Raw genomic sequence first — 24,801 nt, 5'->3', positions numbered from 1 at the left:
GTGGGACCTCCCACAAGAGAGAGTGTGAGAGTGCTCGTACTCGTCGCTCCCGGCCAAGGCGCCCAGACGCCCGGCTTCCTGACTCCCTGGCTCGACCTCCCCGGTGCGGAGGACCGGCTGCGTGCCTGGTCGGCCGCCATCGACCTGGACCTGGTCCACTACGGGACGCGCGCCGACGCGGACGAGATCCGCGACACGGCGGTGGCCCAGCCGCTGCTGGTGGCCGCCTCGCTGCTGGCCGCCCGGGAGCTGTTCCCCACCCCCGAGGACCTCACGCGTCAGGTAGGTGCGGTGGCCGGCCACAGCGTCGGTGAGCTGGCCGCGACGGCGCTCAGCGGCGTCCTGGACGACACGGCCGCGATGCACCTGGTGCGGCGGCGCGGACTGGCGATGGCCGAGGCCGCGGCGGTCACCGAGACCGGCATGTCGGCGTTGCTCGGCGGGGAGCCGGACGTGGTCCTCCCCCACCTGGAGCGCCTCGGCCTGACCCCCGCGAACGTCAACGGCGCGGGGCAGATCGTGGCGGCCGGCACCGCCGAGCAGCTGGCGGCCCTGGCCGAGGACAAGCCGGAAGGCACCCGCAAGGTCGTACCGTTGAAGGTGGCCGGCGCGTTCCACACCCACCACATGGCGCCGGCCGTGACGTCGCTGCGGGAGGCGGTCGCCGCCCTGACGGTGACCGATCCGCACACGGCCTACGTCTCCAACGCCGACGGCGAGGTCGTCAGCGGCGGCAAGGAGGTCGTGGACCGCCTGGTGGGACAGGTCGCCAGCCCGGTGCGCTGGGACCTGTGCATGACCACGTTCCAGTCACTGGGGGCGAGTGCGTTGATCGAGCTGGTGCCGGGTGGCACGCTCGTCGGCCTGGCCAAGCGCGCGATGCGTGGGGTGCCCACCCTGGCGCTGAAGACGCCTGAGGACCTGGACGCGGCCCGCACGCTGATCGCTGAGACCGCCGGTCCGGCGGAATAGGAGTTTGCGCGCATGACCTCGAAGATCAGGCCCTCCAAGGGCGCGCCCTACGCGCGCATCCTCGGCGTCGGCGGCTACCGCCCCACCCGGGTCGTACCGAACGAGGAGATCCTCAAGCACATCGACTCCTCCGACGAGTGGATCCGGTCACGTTCGGGTATCTCCACCCGCCACTGGGCGGGCCCGGAGGAGACGGTCGCCGTGATGTCGCTGGAGGCCGGCGGCAAGGCCATCGCGGACGCGGGCCTGGCTCCGGAGCAGATCGACGCCGTGGTCGTCTCGACCGTCTCGCACTTCCGCCAGACCCCGGCGGTGGCCACCGAGATCGCGCACCGGCTGGGCGCCGGCAAGCCTGCCGCCTTCGACATCTCCGCCGGCTGCGCGGGCTTCGGCTACGGCCTGACTCTGGCCAAGGGCATGATCGTCGAGGGCAGCGCGGAGCACGTCCTGGTCATCGGCGTGGAGCGGCTCTCGGACCTGACCGACCTGGAGGACCGGGCGACCGCCTTCCTCTTCGGCGACGGTGCGGGCGCCGTCGTGGTCGGCCCCTCGCAGGAGCCGGCGATCGGCCCGACGGTGTGGGGCTCGGAGGGCGACAAGTCCGAGACCATCAAGCAGACCCTGCCGTGGGACGTCTACCGCACCACCCCGGTGCCCGGTGGCGAGGGTCCCGAGCCGCGTCCGATGGCCGCCGACATCCGCTACCCGGCGATCACGCAGGAGGGCCAGGCGGTCTTCCGCTGGGCGGTCTTCGAGATGGCGAAGATCGCGCAGAACGCGCTCGACGAGGCCGGTGTGGCCCCCGAGGACCTGGACGTCTTCATCCCCCACCAGGCCAACATGCGCATCATCGACTCGATGGTGAAGACGCTGAAGCTGCCCGAGAGCGTGGTGGTCGCCCGTGACGTGGAGACCACCGGCAACACTTCCGCCGCCTCCATCCCGCTCGCCATGGAGCGGCTGTTGGCGACGGGCAAGGCCAAGAGCGGTGACACCGCGCTGGTCATCGGCTTCGGGGCGGGTCTCGTGTACGCCGCGACTGTCGTTACCCTCCCCTAGGCGAGTTCCACCGCCGGCCCGTCCCCGACGGCCCCCGGCGGTGGGTCATGCCTGTCCACCCACCGCTGCCTAGCGCAGTTCCACCCAGCACACCTAAGGAGCGCCACCATGGCCTTCACCCAGGAAGAGATCGTCGCCGGGCTCGCCGAGATCGTGAACGAGATCGCCGGCATCCCCACCGACGACGTCCAGGCGGACAAGTCCTTCACCGACGACCTGGACGTCGACTCGCTGTCCATGGTCGAGGTCGTCGTTGCCGCCGAGGAGCGCTTCGACGTGAAGATCCCGGACGACGACGTCAAGAACCTCAAGACGGTCGGCGACGCGACGGACTACATCCTCAAGCACCAGAGCTGAGCCCCGTCGGCCCCCCGGCCGCAGCGTGTGTCACCACCCGGCGGTGGCGCCGTCGATTCTTCAAGCCCCAACCCGTGGAGAAGGAATTCCCGTGAACGCGACCAAGCGCACCGTGGTCGTCACCGGTATCGGCGCAACCACACCGCTGGGTGGCGATGCCGCCTCGACCTGGGAGGCCATGCTGGCCGGCCGGTCCGGCGTCAGCCGCCTCGAGGACGAGTGGGCGGCGGAGCTGCCCGTCCGGATCGCCGCGCGCGCCGCCGTGGACCCCTCGGAGAGCATCCCCCGTCCGCAGCTGCGCAGGCTGGACCGCTCGGCGCAGTTCGCGCTGATCGCGGCCCGTGAGGCGTGGGCGGACGCCGGGTTCACCGGCAAGGCGGGGGAGCCCGCCGAGGACGACGCCCAGCGCGTCAACCCCGACCGGCTCGGCACCGTCATCGCCTCGGGCATCGGCGGCGTGACGACCCTGCTGGACCAGTACGACAACCTGCGGGACAAGGGGGCGCGCCGCGTCTCCCCGCACACCGTCCCCATGCTGATGCCGAACAGCCCCTCGGCCAACGTCGGCCTCGCGGTCGGCGCGCGGGCCGGTGTGCACACGCCGGTCAGCGCCTGCGCCTCGGGCGCGGAGGCCATCGGGTACGCGGTGGAGATGATCCGCAGCGGCCGGGCCGACGTCGTCGTCGCCGGTGGCACGGAGGCCGCGGTGCACCCGCTGCCGATCGCCGCGTTCGGCAACATGATGGCGATGTCGAAGAACAACGACGACCCGCAGGGCGCCTCCCGCCCCTACGACGCCGACCGCAACGGCTTCGTCCTCGGTGAGGGTGCCGGCGTCGTCGTCCTGGAGTCGGCGGAGCACGCCGCCGCACGCGGGGCGCGGGTCTACGTGGAGGTGCTCGGCCAGGGCATCTCCGCCGACAGCCACGACATCGTGCAGCCGGAGCCCTCGGGCAGCGGCATCGCCTACGCGCTGCACAACCTGGTGGAGGCGACGGGGCTGGACCCGGCCGAGCTCCACCACGTCAACGCGCACGCCACCTCCACCCCGCAGGGCGACCTGGCGGAGCTGAAGGGCATGCGCAAGGTGTTCGGCGACCACGTCGACCACATGGCGATCTCCGCGACGAAGTCGATGACGGGGCACCTGCTGGGCGGCGCCGGCGGCGTCGAGACGGTCACGACCGTCCTGGCCCTGCGCAACCGCACCGCCCCGCCGACGATCAACATCGAGAACCTGGACCCGGAGGCGGACGCCGACATCGTGCGGGACACCCCGCGGGCGCTGCCGGCCGAGGGTCCGGTCGTGGCGTTGAACAACTCGTTCGGCTTCGGCGGCCACAACGTCGTCCTGGCGCTGCGGACGGTCTGACCCTGCCGGCGGGGGTGTACGCCCCGCCACCTCGGGCACCACGGCCCGGTACCGGCACACCCGCCGGTACCGGGCCGTCGTCGTGACCCTCGGGGCCCGGAGGTGTTTGCGGGCCGGGGCCTCAGTCCTCGAAGCTCGCGAAGTAGGAGGCCACGCAGTCCTCGCCGCCGTGGCCGTGCGCCTCGGCCCGGGCCAGCCGTTCGGCGACGGCCGGCAGCGCGTCGAGCCGCACCCCGGCCTCCTGCGCGCTCTGCTCGATGAGCCGGGCGTCCTTCAGGCCGCCGGAGAGCGGGAACTGCGGGCTGTAGTCGGCCTCGCGCACCGCCTGCGCCTTCGCCCGCAGGTAGGGCGAGTCCAGTGGACCGCCCTCGACGGCGGCCAGGAAGTCGGCCGCGTCGGCGCCCAGGCCCTCCGCCAGTGCGAGGGTCTCGGCGGTGGCGTTGATGACGGACAGCACCCAGGAGTTGGCGACGAGCTTCAACCGGCTGGCGGCCCCTGCCGCGGCGTCCTCCCCCAGCCACAGGGTCCGCTTGCCGACGGCGTCGAAGACCCGGTCCGCGGTGGCGCGCACCTCGCGGGGGCCGGCGGCCAGCACCACCAGCGCGCCCTGTTCGGCGGGGGCCTTCGTGCCGAGGACGGGCGCGTCGACCAGGTGCAGGCCCTGTTCCTCGGCGAGGCGGGCGAGCGCGGGGAGGGCGGCGGGTCCGACGGTGCTGGACTGGACCCAGAGGGTGCCGGGGCGCAGGCCGGGGGCGGCGGCGCGGACCGCGGCCTCGACGACGGGACCGTCCAGCATCATGGTCAGCACCACGGCGGCGCCGGTCACGGCTTCGGCGGGGGTGTCGCAGACCGTCGCACCGGCCTCGGCGAGGGGTTCGGCCCGCTCCCTGGTGCGGTTCCAGGCCCGTACGGGGAGGCCTGCGGCGAGGAGGTTGCGGGCCATGGCGGAGCCCATGATGCCGGTGCCCAGGACGGCGACGGTCGGCTGCTCGGTGGGGGCGCTCTGATCAGACATGACTGCACCGTACGGCGGTGGCCGGACCGCACGGGCAACGCCCGGTGGGTTTGCCGGGGGCTGTTGGGCCGATCGGCGGGGCGGGACGGGCGCGTGGGGCCGTCAGGCGCTCAGACCACCTGGTGGAGCCAGCGCACCGGCGCCCCTTCACCGGCGTACCGGAAGGGTTCCAGCTCGTCGTCCCAGGGCTTTCCGAGGAGCTTGGCGAGCTCGGCCTCCAGGTCGGTCTCACCGCCCGCGGAGCGCGCCATGGCGGCCCGCAGCCGGTCCTCGGGGACGAGGATGTCGCCGTGGATTCCGGTGACGGCGTGGAAGATGCCGAGGTCGGGCGTGGAACTGTAGCGTTCGCCCTCCGCGTTGGCGCAGGGCTCCGCGGTCACCTCGAAGCGCAGCAGGTGCCAGCCGCGCAGCGCGGAGGCGAGCTTCGAGGCGGTGCCGGGCTGGCCCTGCCAGGAGAACTCGGCTCTCCAGGTGCCCGGCGACGCGGGCTGGCGGATCCAGTCCAGATTCACACGCACGCCCAGCACCCCCGCGACAGCCCATTCGACGTGCGGGCACAGCGCGCGCGGAGCGGAGTGGACGTAGAGAACTCCACGTGTCGTCACCGGGACCTCCTGTACGGTTCGAGGTTCGCCTTCCCCAGCGGCCTCGTGCCCGTTCCCGTCAGCGGCCGGGACAGCTGTCGCCATTCTGCCGCAATGATCACTTCGGCACCAGCTACGCGAGGTCACCTAAAGTAAACACCATGCGACGCAATGTGCCGCAAATGGGACAGGAAATGACGTGTTGTAACGTGTCCGTGCCGACCACGCGCGTTGCCAGGGGCCGCCACGCAGTCAGAGCAACGCTACCGCGCGGCAGCGCCCCGCAAGTGACGTACCGTCGGTCCGGCAGGGATATCACTCGCACGCCGGAGGGCCCGGCAGGCCCGCCCGCACCGGTCCGGCGCCCCTGACACGCTCCACACCGCCCGGGACGCCGTTGCCCGGGGCGGCAGCCGTGACGGGCCGGCCGCCGAGGCGTTCGCCCCGGATGGCGCGGTGGGAGGACTCCTAAGGGGGAACGCACGTGACAGTCGCTCAGCAGCCCTCACGGCACCACCCGAAAGGTGGGCGGGTCAGCAGCCTGTTGGCGGCGGTGACCCTCGCCCTGGCGCTGACGGTCTCCGCGTGCGGCGACGGCGCGGCGCACGGGCCGTCCCGTCCCAGGGCCTCCGCCTCCCACTCGTCCGCCTCGGCCTGGGACACCACACCCTCCTCGCTGGCCGCCCTCGGCGACTCCATCACCGTCGGCTTCGACGCCTGCACCGTCCTGTCCGACTGCCCGGAGGTCTCCTGGGCCACCGGCACCGACCGGCACGTGGACAGCCTCGCCCAGCGCCTCCTGGGCGGGAGCGGCAAGAGCGCGGCCGACCGGAGCTGGAACTTCGCCCGTACGGGTGCGGTCGTGGCGGACCTGCCCGCCCAGGTCGACGCGGCCGTCGCCCACCGGCCGCAACTGGTGACGGTCCTCATCGGGGCGAACGACGCCTGCCGCCCCCGTGCCCGGCAGATGACGCCCGCCGACACCTTCCGCGACACCTTCCACTCGGCGCTGGCGAAGCTGCGCCGCGCCCTGCCGCACACCCAGGTGTACGTGGCGGGCGTGCCCGACCTGCTGCGGCTGTGGCAGCAGGGCCGCGGCAACCCCCTGGGCAAGGAGGTGTGGAAGCTCGGCATCTGCCAGTCGATGCTGCACTCCCCCGACGACATGAGTCACGGTGCCGCCAAGCGCCGCCAGTCGGTCGAGGAGCGTGTCGTCGCGTACAACACCGCGCTGCGCGAGGAGTGCCGGGCCGACCGCCTGTGCCGCTTCGACCCCTCGGTCTTCCGCTACCGCTTCACCGGGCGCGAGCTGAGCCAGTGGGACTGGTTCCACCCCAGCAAGTACGGTCAGCGCCAGCTCGCCGCCCTCGCCTACCGGACGATCACCCGGCGCGACTGAGTCACGGCGGCGACTGTTCCGCGCCGAAGCCGGCCGCCTCCCCTCTCCATGCGCGGGCCGACGGTCCGTCCTGGCGTCCGCACCGTTAGGCTCACGCCCATGAGCACGGCGGACATGCAGACCCACGTCACCTCCGAGCACTTCGGCACGCTGAGCGACGGCACCTCGGTCGAACGCTGGACCCTGCGGGCCGGGGGTGTGCGCGCGACGGTCCTGACCTACGGCGGGATCGTGCAGTCCGTCGACGCCCCCGACCGGGAGGGGGTGGTGGCGCCCGTGGCACTCGGCTTCGGCGACCTCGCCTCCTACGTGGACCACGGCGAGTCCTATTTCGGGGCCCTGGTCGGCCGTTACGCCAACCGGATCGCCGAGGCCCGCTTCACCCTGGACGGCCGGGAGCACCGGCTTCCCGCCAACGACGCCCCGCACTGCCTGCACGGCGGCCCCCGGGGCTTCGCCAGCCAGGTGTGGCGGGCCGAGGAGGTCGCCGGCGGCGTCGAGCTGAGCCGGACGAGCCCGGACGGCGAGGAAGGCTTCCCGGGCAACCTGGAGGTCCGCGTCCGCTACACCCTGACGGCGGACGGACGGCTGCGGTTCTCCTACGAGGCGGTCACCGACGCCCCCACCGTCGTGAACCTGACCAACCACAGCTACGTGAACCTGGAGGGCGAGGGCAACGGCGACGTCTACGGACACCGTCTCCGGCTCGTCGCCGACCAGTACAGCCCTCTGGAGGCGCACGGTGTCTCCGCCGGTGAGCCCACCGACGTGGCGGGCACCCGCTTCGACTTCCGCTCCTTCCGCCCGGTCGGTGCCGACGGCGAGGGCTTCGACCACAACTTCGTGCTGCACGGCGGTGTGACGTCCGAACCGCGCGAGGTGGCCGAGCTGTACGCGCCCGGCAGCGGCCGGGTGCTGCGGGTGGCCACGACGGAACCCGGTGTGCAGGTCTACACGGCCGAGCACCTGGACGGCACCCTCAAGGGCACCTCCGGCCTGCCGTACGGGCGCGGGGCGGGCATCGCCCTGGAGACCCAGCACTTCCCGGACTCGCCCAACCGCCCCACCTTCCCCACCACGGTCCTGCGCCCCGGCCACGTCTACCGCTCCGAGACGGTGTGGGCGTTCTCGGTGCAGTGAGCCGGGGCGGGGCCCGCGTCCCGAAGGGCACGAGGACGACGCCCGGCACGCAGTGGCGGGACTGATGCCCTCCCCCTCCTCGTCATCCCCGCACGGGCCTACCGCTGCCGCCGGCGGCGGTGGAGCTCGACGGCCACATCGGGGGGGGCACCGTCAGGCGGCGGGCCTCAGGTGGGGAACTCCCCCACCCACTCACCGTCGAGCAACGCCATGGGCAGGTACTCGGACTCGACGGTGACGGCGAGGCCACCGACCTTGGCGAGGCCGGCGAGCGCCAACGGTCCGAGCGCCACGAGCCCTTCCAGGTCGAGTTCGCGGTCCTCGTCCTGCGTCCAGTACTCGCGGTGCAGTCGCAGCGCGTTCGCCAACTCCTCGTTGAAGCGCGCCTCGTCACCGAGGGCCAACTGCGTCAACATGGCCATCGGCGGATACATCAACCGCAGCACGCCGTACGCGTCGCCGTACCGCAGCACCTCGGGGTCGGTCCCCTCCACCGCGGCGACCAGCTTGTCCTCGAAGGACGGGTGACGCGTCCAGTAGGCCTGCAACGCCTCGACCCAGTGGTACATGTACGGGTCGAAGGCTCCGTCCGCCCCGCGCAGCAACGAGACGGGGACCTCGCACAGCTCGTTCACCCGCCTCTTCTCACGGCACACCAACGCGAGCCAGAACGCGGACAGCCAGCGTCCCGCGTGGGCCACACGCGCCGCCCCGACGGGCAGCTCACGCTTCTCGTGCCCCACCAGCCAGGTGAAGGAGGTCTCCGTGCCACCCGTCCCCCGCGCCGAGGCGAAGAGGCCGGACCCGACCTGCATCGCCGTCACGCACGACTCCCAGGTCTCCAGCATCCCGGCCACGGGATCGGTCAGGCAGCGGGCGCGGAACAGGCGCTGAGCACCTTCGAAAGCCCCACCGAAAGCGTCCGGGCCGTGTTCCAGCCGTTTCAGGCCCCGCGTCATGCTCTCTTCGGCCATCTCCACCAAGAGAGAAGCATTTTGAGTCGGGAAATCATGCTTGTCGATCCTCATCGTGCTTCCTCTGCGCTTCGGTCCGAATATCAAACTGTCGCATATTGTACCCGGCATACTTGTCGTCATCGCCGGTTTTCTTCGCCGCGACGAGGACGTACGCCACTCGCATCGGAGTAGCGGCGATTGCGTCCTCAAGACTGTCAGCCAACCTGGCTTCCGCTCTGGCCGCCGCCATTTGCTCCGGCGTCGTGGCCTTTGCGGCGGCCGAGTCGGCGCGTGTACGCATTTCGTGAAGAATGGTCTCGAAATAGGCCCGAGTTCCCTGCTTGACCCTCGGAACGGCAGGTGTCGGTGTGTCCGAGCCGTCGCCATTCGGGTCACCGGCGTTCTGGCCGGCCTGTGCCTGACTGCCGTCCATGTCGGCAACCGGCAGCCCTCGCCGGTCGCCCAGGCCTGCCGTCGGCGAGCCCTTGGCCTCCACCACCACGAAGGTGCCGTCGCCGCGTTGCCATATCTGGTCGAAACGGTTGTTGCCAAAAGCGCGATCGTCGATGCGCACGGCGTCGGGAAAATGTTCGGGGACGGCGTGGAACTCGGCGACGTCCTCGCCGTACTGCTCACTTGCCTTCACCATCTCCCCGTGCAACGGGCTGTGCTCTTCATCTGCGGCCCGGAAAGCCGCCTTGTTGGCAGCGGACGGGTCGGCCTCGAGTTTCTCTTTCGCCGTCGCGCGCTTCTTGTGCGGCTCATCGTCCGCCCTTATCGCTTCTGCCCGCTTCTTCGCAGAGTCGTCGAGCTTCTTCCGGTTGGCCGCCGATATGTTGCGCTCCGGATCACCTTCACGGTCACCGCCCTGGAGGTAACTCTCGTGCTCCGCCGGCGCCACGTCGTCTGCGAGCATCCAGGGGTTGTTCGCATCGCCCGTGGGGTGCAGTCGCGGCAGGAGTGGCAGGTCCGTCTCGTCTTCGTCCCGCGCGTAGACGCTCTTCCGGTGCCCGTTCTTCTGGTAGTACTTCGCGAACCAGTCCTTGTCGTTGTTGGCCCTGTGCAGTTGCCGGAGCATACGTTCCCGCACAGCGGCGGGATCGTCCGTGGTGGCCGCCCCGGGTTCGGCGGGGGCCGCGGGGGGAGCAGGGTGGCGGTCCTGAGCCGGATCGGTCGGGCGGCCGTCGGGGGCGAGGGTCACGGCGTGGACGCCGCCCGGGGCCTCGTGGAGGGGACGGTCGCTACGAGCCCCGGTCGTGGGGTCGGCGTAGAGGATTGTGCCGTTGTGGTTGACGGCGTTCCACGCATGCGAGCGACCGGTCGAGTCCGTGCTGACCAGTACCGCCTGCGAGCCGTGGCCCTGGCGGCGCAGGCTGTCCGCCACCGCGTGGTAGGCCTCGGGACCGTTGCCGTAGTCGTGGAAGCGGGCGCCGAGGGCGTTCTCCATCCGGTCACGGCTGCTGACCTCGGCGCGGTCGGCGCGGAGGCCGCCGGTTTCGTGGTCGGGAGTGCGGGGTGCGGGGACTGCGGGATGACCTGAGTAGCTGCCGGCGAAGGAGAGCGCGGCCTCAGCACTGTCGTGGGTGCGCCCGGCTGCGCCGCGCTCGCGGTCGTTGACGTGGTGCAGCCAGTCGCCCTCGCGGGGATCGGGGTGACGCTGGGGGCTGCCGTCGGGGTTGCGCGGGACGCCGGCTCCGGGGGCCTGCTGGTGCGGGGGCTGCGTCTGCGGGTGGGCCTGATGCACCGGGTGCGTCGGTGCCGACTGCGCCTGTGCCGGTGGCGTATGGGGCGTGAAGGGGTTCTGCTGCTGGTGCGGAGCAGGCAGGTGCTGGTAAGGCTGGGGGTGGGGCCCTGGCTGCTGCTGGGTGTACGGATTCTGCTGGTACGGCTGCTGGGCGTACGGGCCCGGTTGCTGCTGCTGGGCGTACGGACCCTGCTGGTGCTGCTGCGACTGCTGCGACTGGTGCGACTGCTGGGTCTGGTGCTGGTGGGGGCCCTGTCCGTGGTTCTGCTGACTGTGGGCCTGGCTCTGCTGCTGGGGCTGGCTCTGCTGCTGGGGCTGGGTGGCCGGGTCGAACGGTTGGCGGTTGGCGTCCAGGACGAGGTGCCAGACGTTCTTCGCCTGCGTGTGGAGGGGCTGCTGGCTTACCTTGCCGGTCTGGCTGTCCACCCAGAACACACGGCCGTTGTGGTTGACCGCGTTGAAGACGTGGGCGCCGCCGGAGCTGCCGTCGGGTTTGTCCGGCCAGGTGACGAGGACTGCGGCGAACGCTCCGTGACCGGCCTGGCGGAGATCGTCGGCGATGCGGGTGTAGCCGTCCTGCGCGTTGGGGCCCGAGGTGCGGAACGTGGTTCCTGCCCACTGTTCGATGTTGCGGGTGCCGTTGCGCTCACCCGAGACGCGGTCCACGCCGCCCTGCCCGTCCGGGTCGTAGGTGCGGACGCCGGAGACCTGGGGGTTGCCGTACCACGACTCGCCGAAGGACCGGGTGCAGTCGGCGCAGTTGTTGGAACGGCCGAGCACACCGGGGCCGCCGTCGTTCTGGTACTGCGCCCATGGCTGGGTCGGGTCGCTGAAGGCCTGCGGAGTGCCGTCCGGGTGGCGTGGGAAGTTGGCCAGCAGGGCTTGCTGGTCGTGCGGGAACGGCGAGTACAGGCCGCCGGGCTGGTGGTTCAGTCCGGCACGGATGTGTTGCCAGCTCGGACGATGGGTGGGCTGAGGAACCGGCGCCTGGTGTGACTGCTGGGCCTGCTGGTAAGGGACGTGGTGCTGCTGAGCCTGGCCCTGGTGAGGAAGCGCCTGGTGCTGTGGGGGTTGCTGGGCGTACGGGCCGGGTTGTTGTGGGTACGGGCCCGGCTGCTGGGCGTACGGGCCAGGTTGCTGCTGCGACTGGGCGTAAGGGTTCTGTTGCTGCGGCTGGGCGTAGGGGTTCTGTTGCTGCGGCTGGGCGTAGGGGTTCTGTTGCTGCTGTTGCGCGTACGGGCCCGGTTGCTGCTGCTGATACGGCCCGGGCTGCTGGGCGTACGGGCCCTGCTGCTGCGGCTGCGCGTAGGGATTCTGCTGCTGCGGCTGGGTGTACGGGCCAGGTTGCTGCTGCTGATACGGCCCGGGCTGCTGGTTCTGGTGGGGAGTGGGGGCTCCGGGGTTGCCGGTGCCTGGCGCGGTGCTCTGCGGCCGGGGCGAGTCGGGGCGCGGCGGGGCGGACGGATGGGCGTTTCGGGTAGGGCGTCCGGTGGCGCGCGGCCTGTTGTCGCGCGGGGCCGGGGCACCTTCGGGACGGGTGTGGGGCCGACGTGCATCGCCGCCGTCTCCGTCCGGGCGACCGTGGGACCGGGTGGTGCCCTGCCCGCCGCCTCCGCCGTGGGTGACGCCGCCGGCACGGCCACCCCCCGTGCGGCCGGGGCCTGCTGCGGGGCCCGCGGGGTGAGGGACGCCCCCCATCAGCGGGCCCGGGCCGGGGGTTGCGCCGGGCTGCGGCTGTGCGGCGGAGGGGGTCGACGGCGGCTGCGGGGCAGCCGTACCGGAGTCCGCGGTCTGCTGGGCCGGTGGAGGCATGGTGGCCGCGTCGGCCGACATCGTGGTCACGCCGTCCTCGTCGGAGGCGTGACCCGGCGCGGGTGCGGTGCGGTGGGTCGGCATGCCCGGCCCCGCCTGGTGGATCGGGGCGCCCGCGGACGCCGCCCCGGCGGCCGACAGCGACGTGCGGCCACCGGAGGCCGCCGCGCGGTCGCTGTCGTGCGTCCCGTCACCGGTGGGCTCACCGTGCCCGGGTGGGTTGCCGGGAACGGGGCCGGGCGCGCTGCCGGAGGAGAGATCGTTCGGGGCGGGAGCGGGGTGAGCGGGCCCGGGCTCGGGGCGGGGGCCGGGTGTGGCGTCGTGTGCGGGCTGGGTCCCTGCTCCGTCGGAGGCGAGATGGTGCGGGATGGGCGGTGCGCCGGGAGCGGGGTGGGTGCCCACCGGCTCCCCACCGGATCGCGCTGTGTGAGGCGTCTCGTCGTGAGCCGTCGGAGCGGAGACCGGGTCAGCATGCGACCGGCTCTCAGGAGCGGTCGCCTCGTGCGCGGGCTGCGCCGACACACCCTCCGCAGGCCTCCCATCGTGCGCGGGCTGCGTCGACACCCCCTCCGCCGACGGCCGCACCTCCGCAGGCGTCGTGTCGTGCGCGGGCTGGGTCGACACACCCTCCGCAGGTCTCCCATCGTGCGCGGGCTGCGTCGTGACCCCGTCCCCGGTCGACACCCCCTCCGCCGACGGCCGCGCCTCCGCAGGCGTCGTGTCGTGCGCGGGCTGCGTGGACACCCCCTCCAGGCCCGGGGTGGTGCCTTGGTGGTGGGGAGCGGTGTCTCCGGTGGGTGCGGGGGTGGTGGTGTACGGGTTGTGGGTGCCTCCGGTGTAGCCCTCGTCGAAGGCTGTGCGCCGGCCGGGCGGCGGTAGGGGCTGGGACTTGGGCGTCTGGGAGGGGGCGTCCGCGGAGGAACTGTGGGCAGGGGTGTCCGCGGCGCGGCTCGGGTGGGAGGAGCCGCCGCCCGTGGGGGTGGCCCCTGTGCCCGTGCCGCCGCTCTCCGTGCCCCCGTCCGCCGGTGTGCCGCCGGGGCCCGGGGCGCCGCCTGCGGGGTTGCTGTTCGAGGTGTCACCGCCGGCGGACCCGGAGTCTGCCGAGGAGGGGTGCCGGCCCGAGGAGCCGCCGCCCGTGCCGTCGCCGCCCGCGTCGTGCGGGTGGCCGGCTGCGCTGTCCAGGCCGCCGCGGGCACGGTGACCCGCCTTGTGGCCGGCGCCCTCGGCGAGGCTCTCGCCGAACGTCTCGCCGGCGTTCTGCACGGCGTCCTTGCCCGCGGCGTAGCCCGTCTTGGCGGTGCGGCCGAGGTCGTAGCCCTGCTGGGCGCCGAAGTTCTGGTTGACGGTCTGGGCGATGAGGTCGGAGGCCATCGCCTCCAACGCCGAAATGACGGGCTCCTTGGCCACCTCCAGGACCGCGTCGAGAAGCTGCCGCGCGACCTCCTTGAGGATGCGGCGGACCACCTCGCGGGTGGCCATGGTGGCGGCCGCACCACCGATCTCGGACAGCCCGAGGGTGAAGGGGGCGGAGGCCTGGGCCGCGATGATCTCGGCTGCCAGGATGGCGAGTTGGGCGATGACCGCGACCTTCATGCCGATGACGAGGGCGGCTGCTGCCTCGAAGGTGAAGGCGATGATCTCGGCGGCCTGGGCGGCGTCGTCGAAGTAGCCCGATCCGCCGGCGAACTTCTCCCAGGTCTTGCTGAAGCCCTCGATCGAGTCGCCGGCGTTCTCGCCCAGGACGTTGCCCGCGTAGGTGACGCCCCGGGACTGGTGCTCCCTGACCTCGTTGCCGAACTGCCGCCAGACCTGGGCGCATTCCAGCAGCTTGTCCTCGTCGGCCTTCGGCCAGTTGAAGCCGAGCATGTCGAGGATCCACTCAAGTGGATCGGGCAGCATGATGGACAAGGTGACACTCCCCCGTGACGCGTGCTACTGCTGAGTCAGGGGAGGCGGCAGCGGAGCCCTCCCCCTGTGGCCTCGGTGGTGGACGAGGCGGTGAGGAGCCCTCAGGCCCGGGCGACGCGGTCGGGGGCGGTGGTGAAGGTGCCCTGCTGCGCCGTCGGGTCCTGCCAGGCCTGCTGGTTGTCGACGTGCTGCTTGATGAGCGCGTCGTTGAAGTCCTCGTTCTCGTCGTGGTTCTTCGCCATGGTGGAGAGGGCCTTGCCGATCTCCTGGAGCTTGGCGGAGAGGTGTCCCATCGACTCGTACATGCCGTCGCGGACGCCTTCGTAGGCGACGCCGAACTTCTCCCCGATGTCGTCACCGCCCCAGGGCGGTTCGTCCGGTGACCCTCCGAAGGAGGTGAGGCCCGTCCACATCTGCTGCCCGAAGGACTGCTGCGGCTGCTGCGGCCGGCTTGAGCCGTCGGCGGGCGGGCCCGCGTTGAGCTTGCTCAGCCCGTTCATCAGCCGTGTCACCGACTGGTAGAAGTCCTCACCGAGCTTGACGAAGTTCTCGCCCTCGGCCTTGAGCGACTCCGTGTTCGCCTGGAATCCGCCTGCCCCCACAGCGCCCCCCGCGCAGGTAAAGATCAGTTCATCTCTTCGCCAAGCACCACCATAGGGGGTGGCACTGACAAGGCAACAGACCGAGGACGGCACCGGACCGCGACCGGGCGCCGACGGCCCGCATCGTCACCGCCGTTCCTGGCTGCCGGCCCTCGCAGGTGGCCACTGCGGCCGCCGTCACCGGTCGTCGCCGTCGGGCGCGGGCATCGGCCCGGCGCAGCGAGGTGCCCGCCGGGGGCGCGCAGGCAGGTCGCGGGGGGCGGGAGGGGGCTGCCGGGGGCCGGGCGTCACGGCACGCCCCCGGCGGGTCGACCGCTCAGGTGGTGCTCGGCCGGTACCAGCGGTGGTACAGCTCCACGGCCTCCTCGGGCGGGAAGTTCGGCACGAACGTCACGTCCCCGTTGATCTTGGAGATGACCACGTTGCTGCCGCCCGGCTCGGCGGGCGGCGCCTGCGGGTCCTCCGGCGGGGGCCAGCTCGCGTGGACCAGGTACCCGGCGTCGAACTCGTGGACGAAGAGGTTCGTCGGACCGCCGGGAGAGCCTGGGGCGGGGAAGTGCTGCCGACCGATCTCCAGCGCCTCCTCCTGCGAGGTGGGGACCGGCTGCGGGGTGCCGGCTGCGCCCCCCGCCACGGGCGGGGCGGCCGGCGGGGTGGGCGGCGGCGTGGCGCCACCCGTCGCGTCGGGCTCGGTCATGGGAGTCCCCCTTCGTTCGGCGCCGGCGCGTGAGGCCGCCCGGCGGTGCGCCTGTCGGTGAGTTCAACCTAACGGACGTGCCGGGACCGCTTTGCGGTTCGGGCCGCCTGACCGCGAGGGGTGCGGCCCGCCGGCCGGTCCGGACGGCGGGCCGGGTGCCGTACCCGTATGCCCGCGCACCGGACGGGCCGGGCCGGTGGCCGGCGGTGGTGGCCGGCCCACCGCCGGCCCACCGCCGGCCCACCGCCGGCCCGCCCTAGGGCGCGACCACCTCGCCCGTCAGCCGCAGGTCGGCGCTGCTGTGCCCGACCTCGACGCGGTAGGTGCCGGCGACCGTCCGCCACCCGTGCTCCTTCTCGTCCCACACCTGGTACGCGCGGGGCTGGAGGTCCACCACCGCCTCCACGCTCTCGCCCGGCGACGCCTCGACGACGGCGAATCCGGCGAGCGCGCGGGCGGGCCGGTCGTCGCCGGCCGCCGGGGAGCGGAGGTAGACCTGCACGGTCTCCCGCCCCCGGCGCTCCCCGGTGTTGGTGAGGGTGACGGTGACCTGCGAGGCGCCGGCGCTCAGGGCGTCGTAGCTCCAGGTGGTGTAGCCGGTGCCGTGGCCGAAGGGGTAGGCGGGGGCGGTGGTGGCGCGGTCCCAGGCGCGGTAGCCGACGAAGAGGTCCTCGGCGTAGGGGAGTGTGCCGTCCTCGGGTACGACGCGGCTGACGGGGGCGTCGGCGAGGGTGCCCGGCCAGGTGGTGGGGAGCCGGCCGGCGGGTTCCTCAATGCCCAGCAGGACGTCGGCCAGCGCGGCGCCCGCCTCCTGGCCGGGGAACCAGCTCAGCAGGACGGCGGGGACGTCCTCCCGCCACGGGAGTTCCACGGGCGAACCGGAGTTGACGACCACGACGGTGCGCGGGTTGGCGGCGGCCACCCGCCGCACCAGCTCGTCCTGGCGGCCGGGGAGGGCGAGGGTGGTGCGGTCGGCGCCCTCGGACTCGGTCTCCTCGGTGGTGCCGACGACGACCACCGCCACGTCGGCCCCGGCCGCCACCCGGGCCGCCTCCTCCAGCTCGCCGTCCGGGTCCAGGTGCGGCTCGCGGTGGCCCAGGCGGAGGGCGAGCGCCGGCAGATCCTCGCCGAGGCCGAGGCTGATGGGCACGTACCGGACGGTGACGTCGACGCTCCGGCCGGCCGTCAGGTCGGTTTCCAGGGTGACCTCGCTCGGGTTCATGAAGAGCTCGAAGGGGTCGTCGGTGGCGGGGAGCACCTCCTCGTCGAAGAGGACCCGTCCGTCGAGGGTCAGGCGCAGGGTGCCGCTGCCGGCGAGGGCGAGGGTGTGGCGGCCGTCGACGGCGGGGGTGAACGTTCCGGTCAGCTCGACGGCGTGCAGGGTGTGGAACCCGACGCCGTCCGGGAAGCCGCCGATCGCCTGCACATGGCCGTCGAAGAGCGGCTGCTCGGTGAGGACGGCGCCGTCGGCGTCCAGGTAGCGGGCGGTCAGGGTGAATCCCTCGCGGGCGACGGGGGTGCGCACCCGTGCGTCGGCGCCCGTCGCGAAGACGACCTCGACGCCCTCGGGCAGGGCGGCACGCAGTCCCTCCAGCGGCGAGACCACGGCTTCGGGGAAGACGGTGGCCGAACCGCCGCCCAGCACCCGGGCGTCGCGGGCCGCGGCGCCGATGACGGCGACGCTCCGCAGGCTGCGGACGTCGAGCGGGAGCAGCGGGGTCGCGGAGGACGCGGTGGCGGCGACGGGTTCGTTGCGGACCAGGACCATGGCGCGGGAGGCGATCTCGCGGGCCAGCGCGCGCCCGTCGATCCCGGCGGGCACCTCGGCCGGGTCGACGGCGGGCGCCACGCCCTCCAGCGCCCCGGTGCGTGCGGCCAGCAGCAGCACCCGCCGCACCGCCTCGTCCACCTCCGCCTCCTCGACCCGGCCCTCGCGGACCGCCTCGGCCAGCGCGGGGCCGTAGACGGTGCGGGGGCCGGGCATGGCCAGGTCGAGGCCGCCGCGCAGGGCTCCGACGGTGTCGCGGGCGGCCGTCCAGTCGGAGACGTTGGCGCCGTCGAAGTCCCACTCGCCGCGCAGCACCCCCTGGACGAGGTCGCGGTGTTCGGTCATGGTGACGCCGTTGACCTGGTTGTAGGCGGTCATGACGCCCCATGGCCGGGCGTCGCGGACGATGGCCTCGAAGGGGGCGAGGTAGAGCTCGCGCAGGGCGCGGTCGGAGACGCGGTTGTCGACGGTCAGGCGGTCGGTCTCGGCGTCGTTGGCGACGAAGTGCTTGACGGTGGTGCCGACGCCGCCGTCCTGCACGCCGCGGACGTAGCCGGTGCCGATCACCCCGGTGAGCAGCGGGTCCTCGGAGTATGCCTCGAAGTGGCGGCCGCCCAGCGGCGAGCGGTGCAGGTTGACCGTGGGGGCGAGCAGCACGTGGACGCCCTTGCGGCGGGCCTCCTGGGCGAGCAGCCGGCCGGCGCGGCGGGCGAGCCCGGGGTCCCAGGTGGCGGCGAGGGCGGTGGGGCTGGGCAGGGCGATGGAGGGGTCCTCGGCGCCCCAGGCCAGGCCGCGCACCCCGATGGGCCCGTCCGACATCACCAGGGAGCGCAGGCCGATCTGCGGGAGTGCGGGCAGCGTCCACATGTCCTGGCCGGCCAGCAGGCGGGTCTTGGCGTCGAGGTCGAGGGCGCGCAAAGCGTCCTCGACGGCTGCGGCGTGCGGGTGTGGCGTCATGAGGAGGGGCTCCCTTGTGCGCTCGGGTGTGCGGCGGGACGGGCAACGGCGTGCGGGGTGTTCCGCCCCCTGCGCGGAGCAGCGCCGCCGCCGTGTCCCTGCTCGGGATTCTGGCCCCGTCACCTGGCGTGCGGTAGGTGTGGTTAGCCATTCGTGACCTTTCTTCGGCCCTCCGGCCGGGTTCCGGGGGCCGGGGTTAGGCTCGGCCCCCGGAACCCGGCCCCCGGGCCGGGGTTAGGCTCGGCGGCGTGAGCGCACGAGAGGCGGGGGCCCGGCAGGGCCGCGGGCGGGCGGCCCAGCGGGCGGCGCGGCGTCAGGCCATCGTCGAGGCCGCCTTGGAACTCATCGCCGAACGCGGCTACCGCGGTACCTCGCTGGCGGCCGTGGCGGAACGCGCCGGCCTGACCCAGCAGGGGCTGCTGCACCACTTCCCCAACAAGGAGATGCTGCTCGTCGGGGTGCTGGAGGAGCGTGACCGGTGGGACCTGGCCGCGGCGGCGGACCAGGGGTGGCGCTCGGAGACCCTGACCCAGCTCGTCGACTACAACTCCGGCCGGCCCGGGCTGGTGCAGACCTACACGGTGCTCGCCGGGGACAGCGTCACCGAGGACCACCCCGCGCGTGCCTTCTTCGAGCAGCGGTTCCGGGCCGTGCGCGCCGCCATGGCGGACTCGCTGCGCGCGGAGTTCGGGGAGCGGCTGCCGGGCGGGCTCACACCGCAGCAGGCCGCGCCGCTGCTGGTGGCCGTGATGGACGGGCTTCAACTCCAGTGGCTGCTGGACCCGGAGCAGGTGGACATGGCAGGTGCGTTCCGGGACTTCGTGCGGCTGTTGACGGGCGAGGCGACCGCGGGCGCCCCCTCGCAGCCGACGACGCCGGAGCCCGGTGGGGAACCGGCAGGTGGGGCGGAGGGCCGGTGAGGCCCGCGCTGCTCGGGGCGAGGACGTCGTGCGGTCGGCGGCCGAACCCGGCGTCGCCGTGCGCGCTGCTGGGCGGGGCAGAGGCGCTGGACCCGGCCAACGCCGGCAAGCGGCCCGGGCCGGGGTGCGCGGCCGACCGCCTCCGGCCCGGCGGACGGAGGAGGACGCGCCGGCCGGGCTGAGCCCGGACGTCCCCGTCACCGGGCACCCGGCGGAGCTGGTGCGGAGCCCGGACGCCGCTGGGAAGCAGCTCGCCGGGCGCTTTCCAAAGGCCGGGCCGGCGGGGAGAGCGCGCGGAGCGTGCAGTCGCGCTCGACCGCCCGCGAGCGCCGCCGGGCTGCGGCAGCCGAGGCCGGGGACTCGTCGGAGGCCCGGCGGTAGCCCGGACTACCGGGCGCCCGCCGCAGGCCGCGACTTGTAGAAGGACTCCGCCAGGTAGGCGGTCTCGTGCGGCTGGTAGGGCTCCTCCAGGTAGGCGGCCTCGTCCTCGTCGAGTTCGACGTCCACCGCGGCGACCGCGTCGGCCAGTTGGGCCGGCTTGGTGACCCCGACGATGGGCGAGGTCACCACCGGGTTGCGCATGACCCAGGCCAGAGCGACCTGGGCCGCGGACAGACCCCGCCTGCCCGCGATCTCGTGAACGCGCTCGGCCACCGCCTGGTCCCCGTCGCGGTAGAGGATCCTGCCGCCCTCGTCGGTCTCGGCACGTACCGTGGCGGTGTCCCGGGCCCGCGTCAGCCTGCCCCGCGCCAGCGGGCTCCACGGGATCACGCCGATGCCCTGGTCGGCGCAGAGCGGGAGCATCTCCCGCTCTGCTTCCCGGTGGATGAGGTTGTAGTGGTCCTGCATCGACACGAACCGGGTCCAGCCGTTCAGGTCGGCCAGGTACAGGGCCTTGGTGAACTGCCAGGCGTACATGGAGGAGGCTCCGATGTAGCGGACCTTCCCGGACCTGACCGCGTCGTGCAGCGCCTCCAGGGTCTCCTCGATCGGGGTGTCGTAGTCCCAGCGGTGGATCTGGTACAGGTCGATGTAGTCGGTCCCCAGTCGCTTCAGGGAGGCGTCGAGCTCGGTGAAGATCGCCTTGCGGGACAGCCCGGCGCCGTTGGGGCCGGGGCGCATCCGCATCCAGACCTTGGTGGAGAGGACGACCTCCTCGCGCCGGGCGAAGTCCCTGACCGCCTGGCCGACGATCTCCTCGCTGCTTCCGGCGCTGTACCCGTTGGCCGTGTCGAGGAAGTTGACGCCGCTCTCCAGGGCCTGCCTGATGATGTCCCGGCCGGCCTCCGCGCCCAGCGACCACGGCTCGCCGCCCCGGTCCGGCTCGCCGAAGCTCATGCAGCCCAGGGTGATGGCGGAGACTTCCAGTCCGGTCGTTCCGAGTTTGCTGTATCGCATGCCGGCGAACCTAGGCGGTGGAGTGCGCTCCAACGCAACACGTGCCGGTCCGGGGTCCGGAGGTGGGTGCGGGACAGGTGCGCCCGGATGCTCCTATGGATGTCAACCGCTCCGGCCGGACGTACCAGGGGCCCGGTGGTGGCGGGTAACAGGCTGTCAGTGCGCGGCCGAGCGCCACTCTCCGGCGCGGAACGGCTGTGCCGGGCACGGCGCCTCGGGCCTGGGGCAGCGGCCTGCGTCGTGCGCGGGGCCCGTGCAGCACGGCGGCCCCGCGACGCGCCCGGGGCGCTTCGCGGGGCCGCCGTCGGCCTCGGGCCAGGTGGGCCCTCGGCCGTCGTGCCGGGTGACGTCAGGCCACGGTGAGGGTGACGTCGATGTTGCCGCGGGTGGCGTTGGAGTAGGGGCACACCTGGTGCGCCTTCTCCACCAGCTCCTTGGCGGTGGCCTCGTCCTCGTTCGGTATCGAGGCGACGATCTCGACGGTGAGGCCGAAGCCGCCCGCCGGGGTCTTGCCGATGCCGACGTGCGCGGTCACCCGCGAGCCGGAGACGTCCTTCTTCTCCTGACGCGCCACGACCGAGAGCGCGCCCTGGAAGCAGGCGCTGTAGCCGGCGGCGAAGAGCTGCTCGGGGTTGGTGCCGGCGCCGGAACCGCCCTGCTCCTTCGGCGGGTTGACGACGACGTCGAGCTTGCCGTCATCGCTGGCGACCCGGCCGTCCCGGCCGTTCTCCGCGGTGGCCACGGCGGTGTAGACGACGTCGACGGGGTGGCTGGACATACGAACCTCCTGTGCGTGCGCCGCGGATCGCGCCCACGTCCGCGACGGCCTGCCGTGAGCCTAACCAGTGAGCCGCACGCTCACTCACCCAGGCTGACGACCATCTTCCCGGTGTTCTCGCCGCGCATCATGCCGAGGAAGGCGTCGGCGCCGTTCTCGACGCCCTCGACGACCGTCTCGCGGTACTTCAGCTCGCCGGAGCGGATCCACGCCGAGACCTCGCGGACGAACTGGTCGCGCAGGTGGGCGTGGTCCTTGACCAGGAGGCCCTGGATGCGCAGCCGCTTGCCGATGACGAGCGCGAGGTTGCGGGGCGCCGGCGTCGGCTCGGTGGCGTTGTACTGCGAGATCATGCCGCAGACCGCGATCCGGCCGTGGACGTTGAGCCGGCCGATGGCCGCCTCCAGGTGGTCGCCGCCGACGTTGTCGAAGTAGACGTCGATGCCGTCGGGGGCCGCCTCCTTCAGCTGGTCGGCGACCGGCCCGTCCTTGTAGTTGAAGGCCGCGTCGAAGCCGAGCTCGTCGACGAGGGCGCGGACCTTGTCGGCGGAGCCGGCGCTGCCGATCACCCGCGAGGCGCCCTTGAGCTTCGCGATCTGGCCGACCTCGCTGCCCACCGCGCCCGCCGCGCCGGAGACGAAGACGGCGTCGCCCTCCTTGAAGGAGGCGACCTCCAGCAGACCCGCGTAGGCGGTCAGGCCCGGCATGCCCAGCACGCCGAGGTAGGCCGGCAGTGGCGCGGCCTCGGGGTCGACGGTGGTGGCGTGGCGGGCGTCGAGGACGGCGTACTCGCGCCAGCCCAGCCCGTGCAGGACGTGGTCGCCCTCCTTGAAGCCCTCGGCGCGCGAGACGAGCACCTGGCCCACGGCCCCGCCGTCCATCGGCTCGTCGAGCTGGAAGGGCGGCACGTAGGACTTCACGTCGTTCATGCGGCCGCGCATGTACGGGTCGACGGAGAAGTAGCGGTTGCGGACCAGGATCTGGCCTTCTGCAGGCTCCGGCACGGAGACCTCGCGCAGGGCGAAGTCCGAGGGCTGCGGCCAACCCTGCGGGCGGGCGACGAGGTGCCATTCGCGACCGGTGGTGGGAATCTCGGGCATGAGGTCGGCCTTTCTGAGAAGCATGCGTGGGGGTGACGCCTGCGCGCCTCCCTGCCGGGTGCCCGGCACACCGCCGTGTCAGCCGTGTGCCTGCTCACCCGCAGGCCGCGGGGGCGGCCCGGTGGGGAGGACGCGTTTCGTTACCCGACGGTAGTACCTGCGGCCGGGACCCGTCGGGCGCCCCCGCCGCAGGCGTGCCGACCACGGCAGGTCACCGCTCCCGGACAGGCGGGCCGCACCGCCTGACGCAGTCGGTGTCGGTGGGGCGCGCGAGGATGGGTGGGTGAACGCCTCCTCCTCGCCCGGAGCCGCGGCCGAGCTGCCGGGGCCGCTGCGGTTCCAGCTCGTCCTGCTGCGGCGGATGGCCGACCACCAGCCGGACGCGGTGGCGGACGCGCTGCGGACGCTCGGGGTCTCCCGGGCGCAGTTGCGGGACGCCAACCGCCGCTGGCAGGCGCTGGCGCACTCGCCCCGTGCCGGGGGCGGGCTGCGACGCTACCGCTCCCACCTCGGGCCGCCGGCGGAGACGGGGCTGCGCCGCGTCGGGGACCTGACCTGCCGGGTGCACCGCTGGCCGGTGCCGCTCTGGCCCACCCTCCGCTTCGAGGTGCTCACCGCCGAGGACGGTGCGGTGTGGAACGCGTGGCTGGTGCGGGCCCCGGGGGCGCCGGCGCCGGTGCTGCGCTCGGTGACGGACCTGCGGCCGTGGTCGGCCACGGTCGACGAGGTGGCCCGCGCGTTCGCCCCGGCCCGTCCGATGGAGGGCTCGGCCCCCACCCGCTGGAACCTGGCCTTCACCGCCCCGGAGGGCCCCGGTGGCGGGCCGGGCGGCGGTGCGGGGCACGGGGACCGGCCCCTCCCCCGCGTGGCGGAGTTCACCTGGGGGCTCTTCCAGCGGCTGCTGCCCTGAGCCGCCCGCCCCGCGCGTCCCCGCTGGTCACAGCCCGTCCGGCAGCGTGGAAGGGCCCTGCCGCGGGACGCCGGCACCCCGCCCGGCCACTCGCCCGGGCGGCCCCGCCCGGCGGGCGGCACCCCTGCCGCTCCCGCAGGATGGCGTGGAGCGGGGCCCATCCCGGCACCGCCCGCCACCGCTCACGTGGGGAGGACGCGTTCCATGACAGCCACCCTCGCGCAGGTGCGCCGCTGCTCGGTCGCCGTGGACCTCGGCGCCGCGCGCACCCGGGTCTACACCAAGGCAAAGGGGCTGATCGTCGACGAACCGACTGCCGCAGCAGTGAACACCCGTTCCGGCGCCCTGCTGGCGGTGGGCGCGCAGGCGGAGCTGATGGACGGCCGGACGCCCGGCTACATCCGGGTGGTCCGCCCGGTCTCCGGCGGGACGGTCGTCGACATCGACATCGCCCAGCGCCTGCTGCGTCACCTGGTCGGCGGGCGGCTGACCCGCGCCTGGCGCCGCTGGCCCACGATGCGCGCCGCGGTGTGCCTGCCCTACGGCAGCGAGCCGCTGGCGCAGCGGGCCGCGGTGGAGACGTTGACGGGGCTCGGGGCGCGCCGGGTGGAGCTGGTGGAGACGCTGGTGGCCGCAGCCGTGGGGGCGGGGCTGCCCGTGGAGCAGCCCGAGGCCACGATGATCGTGGTGGCGGGCGCCGGCACCACGCAGGTGGCGGTCCTCTCGCTGGGCTCGATCGTCGCCGCCGAGACGGTGCCGGTGGGTGGCAACGCCATCGACGAGGCGGTGGTGCAGCACCTGCGCCTCCACCACGAGCTGATGCTGCCGCAGCAGGCGATCCGGCCGCTGCAGATGCTGCTCTCCGGTGACGGCGAACTCACCCCGGCACCGCAGGAGGTCCACGGCCGTGACGTGGTCAGCGGCCTGGCGCGGACGGTGCTGGTCGACACCGACCAGGTCCGCTCGGCCGTGAACACGCCGCTGACGGCCATCCTGGACGCGATCGGCGCGGTGCTGCGCCGCTGCCCGCCGGACCTGGTGGCCGACCTCGGCGGGAGCGGCATCGTGCTGGCCGGCGGCAGCGCCCTGATCCCGGGGCTGGAGCCGATGATCCGGCAGGCCACGAGCATGCCGGTACGGGTGGCGGAGCAGCCTGACGTCTGTCCCGTGCTGGGGTTGGGCGCCATGATCGAGGGCCGGATCGCGCCGCTGGAACTCGACCCGCTGGCCCCCTGAGCGGCCACCGCCCAAAGCGGCCGGCTCTCAGGCCAGAGCGTGAGAGCCGGCCGCTGCGGCACGGTTCGGCGTCCCCCGGAACACCCGTCCGGCGCGCGGAAGGTGCAAGACCCCGGG

Annotated in this window: 19 protein-coding genes; 9 read left to right on the top strand and 10 right to left on the bottom strand. The window is 73.3% G+C overall.

Annotated elements, in window-relative coordinates; translation table 11 throughout:
- Window positions 1-30: 30 nt before the first annotated feature.
- The 4 genes from ACFV3R_RS14830 to ACFV3R_RS14815 all read left to right on the top strand — a co-directional run bounded on the left by ACFV3R_RS14830 (window position 31) and on the right by ACFV3R_RS14815 (window position 3,760).
- Complete coding sequence (locus ACFV3R_RS14830; protein ID WP_385581689.1) at window positions 31-972, top strand: ACP S-malonyltransferase; 942 nt, start codon at window positions 31-33, stop codon at window positions 970-972.
- 12 nt (window positions 973-984) lie between these two features.
- Complete coding sequence (locus ACFV3R_RS14825) at window positions 985-2,031, top strand: ketoacyl-ACP synthase III (RefSeq protein WP_385581319.1); 1,047 nt, start codon at window positions 985-987, stop codon at window positions 2,029-2,031.
- Between the two features lie 108 nt (window positions 2,032-2,139).
- Window positions 2,140-2,388 (top strand): acyl carrier protein, encoded by a 249-nt coding sequence (locus ACFV3R_RS14820; RefSeq protein WP_385581316.1) that lies wholly within the window; start codon window positions 2,140-2,142, stop codon window positions 2,386-2,388.
- Window positions 2,389-2,479: 91 nt separating this feature from the next.
- The gene (locus ACFV3R_RS14815) at window positions 2,480-3,760 is read left to right on the top strand and encodes a beta-ketoacyl-[acyl-carrier-protein] synthase family protein (RefSeq protein ID WP_385581313.1); all 1,281 of its coding nucleotides are present in this window, start codon (window positions 2,480-2,482) and stop codon (window positions 3,758-3,760) included.
- 121 nt (window positions 3,761-3,881) lie between these two features.
- Here the strand turns inward: ACFV3R_RS14815 and ACFV3R_RS14810 are convergent, their stop codons facing one another.
- Together ACFV3R_RS14810 and ACFV3R_RS14805 are read right to left on the bottom strand one after the other, a co-directional pair.
- Complete coding sequence (locus ACFV3R_RS14810; RefSeq protein ID WP_385581311.1) at window positions 3,882-4,775, bottom strand: NAD(P)-dependent oxidoreductase; 894 nt, start codon at window positions 4,773-4,775, stop codon at window positions 3,882-3,884.
- A gap of 110 nt (window positions 4,776-4,885) precedes the next feature.
- Entirely contained in the window at window positions 4,886-5,380 is a 495-nt protein-coding gene (locus tag ACFV3R_RS14805) for a DUF3145 domain-containing protein (RefSeq protein WP_385581308.1), read from the bottom strand.
- Window positions 5,381-5,843: 463 nt separating this feature from the next.
- Between ACFV3R_RS14805 and ACFV3R_RS14800 the strand changes: the two genes are divergently transcribed.
- On the top strand, window positions 5,844-6,758 hold the full coding sequence (locus tag ACFV3R_RS14800; RefSeq protein WP_385581305.1) for an SGNH/GDSL hydrolase family protein: 915 nt from the start codon (window positions 5,844-5,846) through the stop codon (window positions 6,756-6,758).
- 99 nt (window positions 6,759-6,857) lie between these two features.
- Complete coding sequence (locus ACFV3R_RS14795) at window positions 6,858-7,898, top strand: aldose epimerase family protein (RefSeq protein ID WP_385581302.1); 1,041 nt, start codon at window positions 6,858-6,860, stop codon at window positions 7,896-7,898.
- 167 nt (window positions 7,899-8,065) lie between these two features.
- On the opposite strand, the gene ACFV3R_RS14790 is transcribed toward ACFV3R_RS14795, so the two are convergent.
- The 5 genes from ACFV3R_RS14790 to ACFV3R_RS14770 form a co-directional block, all read right to left on the bottom strand.
- Window positions 8,066-8,872: an immunity 49 family protein gene (locus ACFV3R_RS14790; RefSeq protein WP_385581298.1), complete on the bottom strand. Its 807-nt coding sequence runs from the start codon at window positions 8,870-8,872 to the stop codon at window positions 8,066-8,068.
- Between the two features lie 34 nt (window positions 8,873-8,906).
- The gene (locus ACFV3R_RS14785; protein WP_385581295.1) at window positions 8,907-14,309 is read right to left on the bottom strand and encodes a toxin glutamine deamidase domain-containing protein; all 5,403 of its coding nucleotides are present in this window, start codon (window positions 14,307-14,309) and stop codon (window positions 8,907-8,909) included.
- A 110-nt stretch (window positions 14,310-14,419) separates the two neighbouring features.
- A complete protein-coding gene (locus ACFV3R_RS14780; RefSeq protein ID WP_385581292.1) occupies window positions 14,420-14,920 on the bottom strand; it encodes a hypothetical protein in 501 nt (166 codons plus the stop codon).
- Between the two features lie 316 nt (window positions 14,921-15,236).
- Window positions 15,237-15,617, bottom strand: a complete 381-nt coding sequence (locus ACFV3R_RS14775) for a hypothetical protein (protein WP_385581289.1) — start codon at window positions 15,615-15,617, stop codon at window positions 15,237-15,239.
- A gap of 256 nt (window positions 15,618-15,873) precedes the next feature.
- Window positions 15,874-18,342, bottom strand: a complete 2,469-nt coding sequence (locus ACFV3R_RS14770) for a glycoside hydrolase family 3 protein (protein WP_385581286.1) — start codon at window positions 18,340-18,342, stop codon at window positions 15,874-15,876.
- 248 nt (window positions 18,343-18,590) lie between these two features.
- On the opposite strand from ACFV3R_RS14770, the gene ACFV3R_RS14765 reads away from it, so the two are divergent.
- The gene (locus ACFV3R_RS14765) at window positions 18,591-19,262 is read left to right on the top strand and encodes a TetR/AcrR family transcriptional regulator (protein ID WP_385581283.1); all 672 of its coding nucleotides are present in this window, start codon (window positions 18,591-18,593) and stop codon (window positions 19,260-19,262) included.
- 387 nt (window positions 19,263-19,649) lie between these two features.
- On the opposite strand, the gene ACFV3R_RS14760 is transcribed toward ACFV3R_RS14765, so the two are convergent.
- The 3 genes from ACFV3R_RS14760 to ACFV3R_RS14750 all read right to left on the bottom strand — a co-directional run bounded on the left by ACFV3R_RS14760 (window position 19,650) and on the right by ACFV3R_RS14750 (window position 22,538).
- Window positions 19,650-20,660: an aldo/keto reductase gene (locus ACFV3R_RS14760; protein WP_385581280.1), complete on the bottom strand. Its 1,011-nt coding sequence runs from the start codon at window positions 20,658-20,660 to the stop codon at window positions 19,650-19,652.
- Window positions 20,661-21,009: 349 nt separating this feature from the next.
- Window positions 21,010-21,438 carry an organic hydroperoxide resistance protein gene (locus tag ACFV3R_RS14755; protein ID WP_385581277.1) on the bottom strand — a complete coding sequence of 143 codons (429 nt, stop codon included), beginning with the start codon at window positions 21,436-21,438 and terminating at the stop codon, window positions 21,010-21,012.
- 80 nt (window positions 21,439-21,518) lie between these two features.
- A complete protein-coding gene (locus ACFV3R_RS14750; RefSeq protein WP_385581274.1) occupies window positions 21,519-22,538 on the bottom strand; it encodes an NADP-dependent oxidoreductase in 1,020 nt (339 codons plus the stop codon).
- 361 nt (window positions 22,539-22,899) lie between these two features.
- On the opposite strand from ACFV3R_RS14750, the gene ACFV3R_RS14745 reads away from it, so the two are divergent.
- Both ACFV3R_RS14745 and ACFV3R_RS14740 read left to right on the top strand, forming a co-directional pair.
- Window positions 22,900-23,448, top strand: coding sequence for a hypothetical protein (locus ACFV3R_RS14745; RefSeq protein ID WP_385581686.1), 549 nt, complete (start codon window positions 22,900-22,902; stop codon window positions 23,446-23,448).
- A gap of 204 nt (window positions 23,449-23,652) precedes the next feature.
- A complete protein-coding gene (locus ACFV3R_RS14740; protein WP_385581271.1) occupies window positions 23,653-24,684 on the top strand; it encodes a rod shape-determining protein in 1,032 nt (343 codons plus the stop codon).
- Window positions 24,685-24,801 lie beyond the last annotated feature (117 nt).

This window comes from Streptomyces sp. NPDC059740 (assembly GCF_042733155.1).
In the GTDB taxonomy this organism is placed as follows: Bacteria; Actinomycetota; Actinomycetes; order Streptomycetales; family Streptomycetaceae; genus Streptomyces.
Note: the sequence above shows the minus strand (reverse complement) of the source record. Positions and strands in the feature narration are given on the sequence as shown.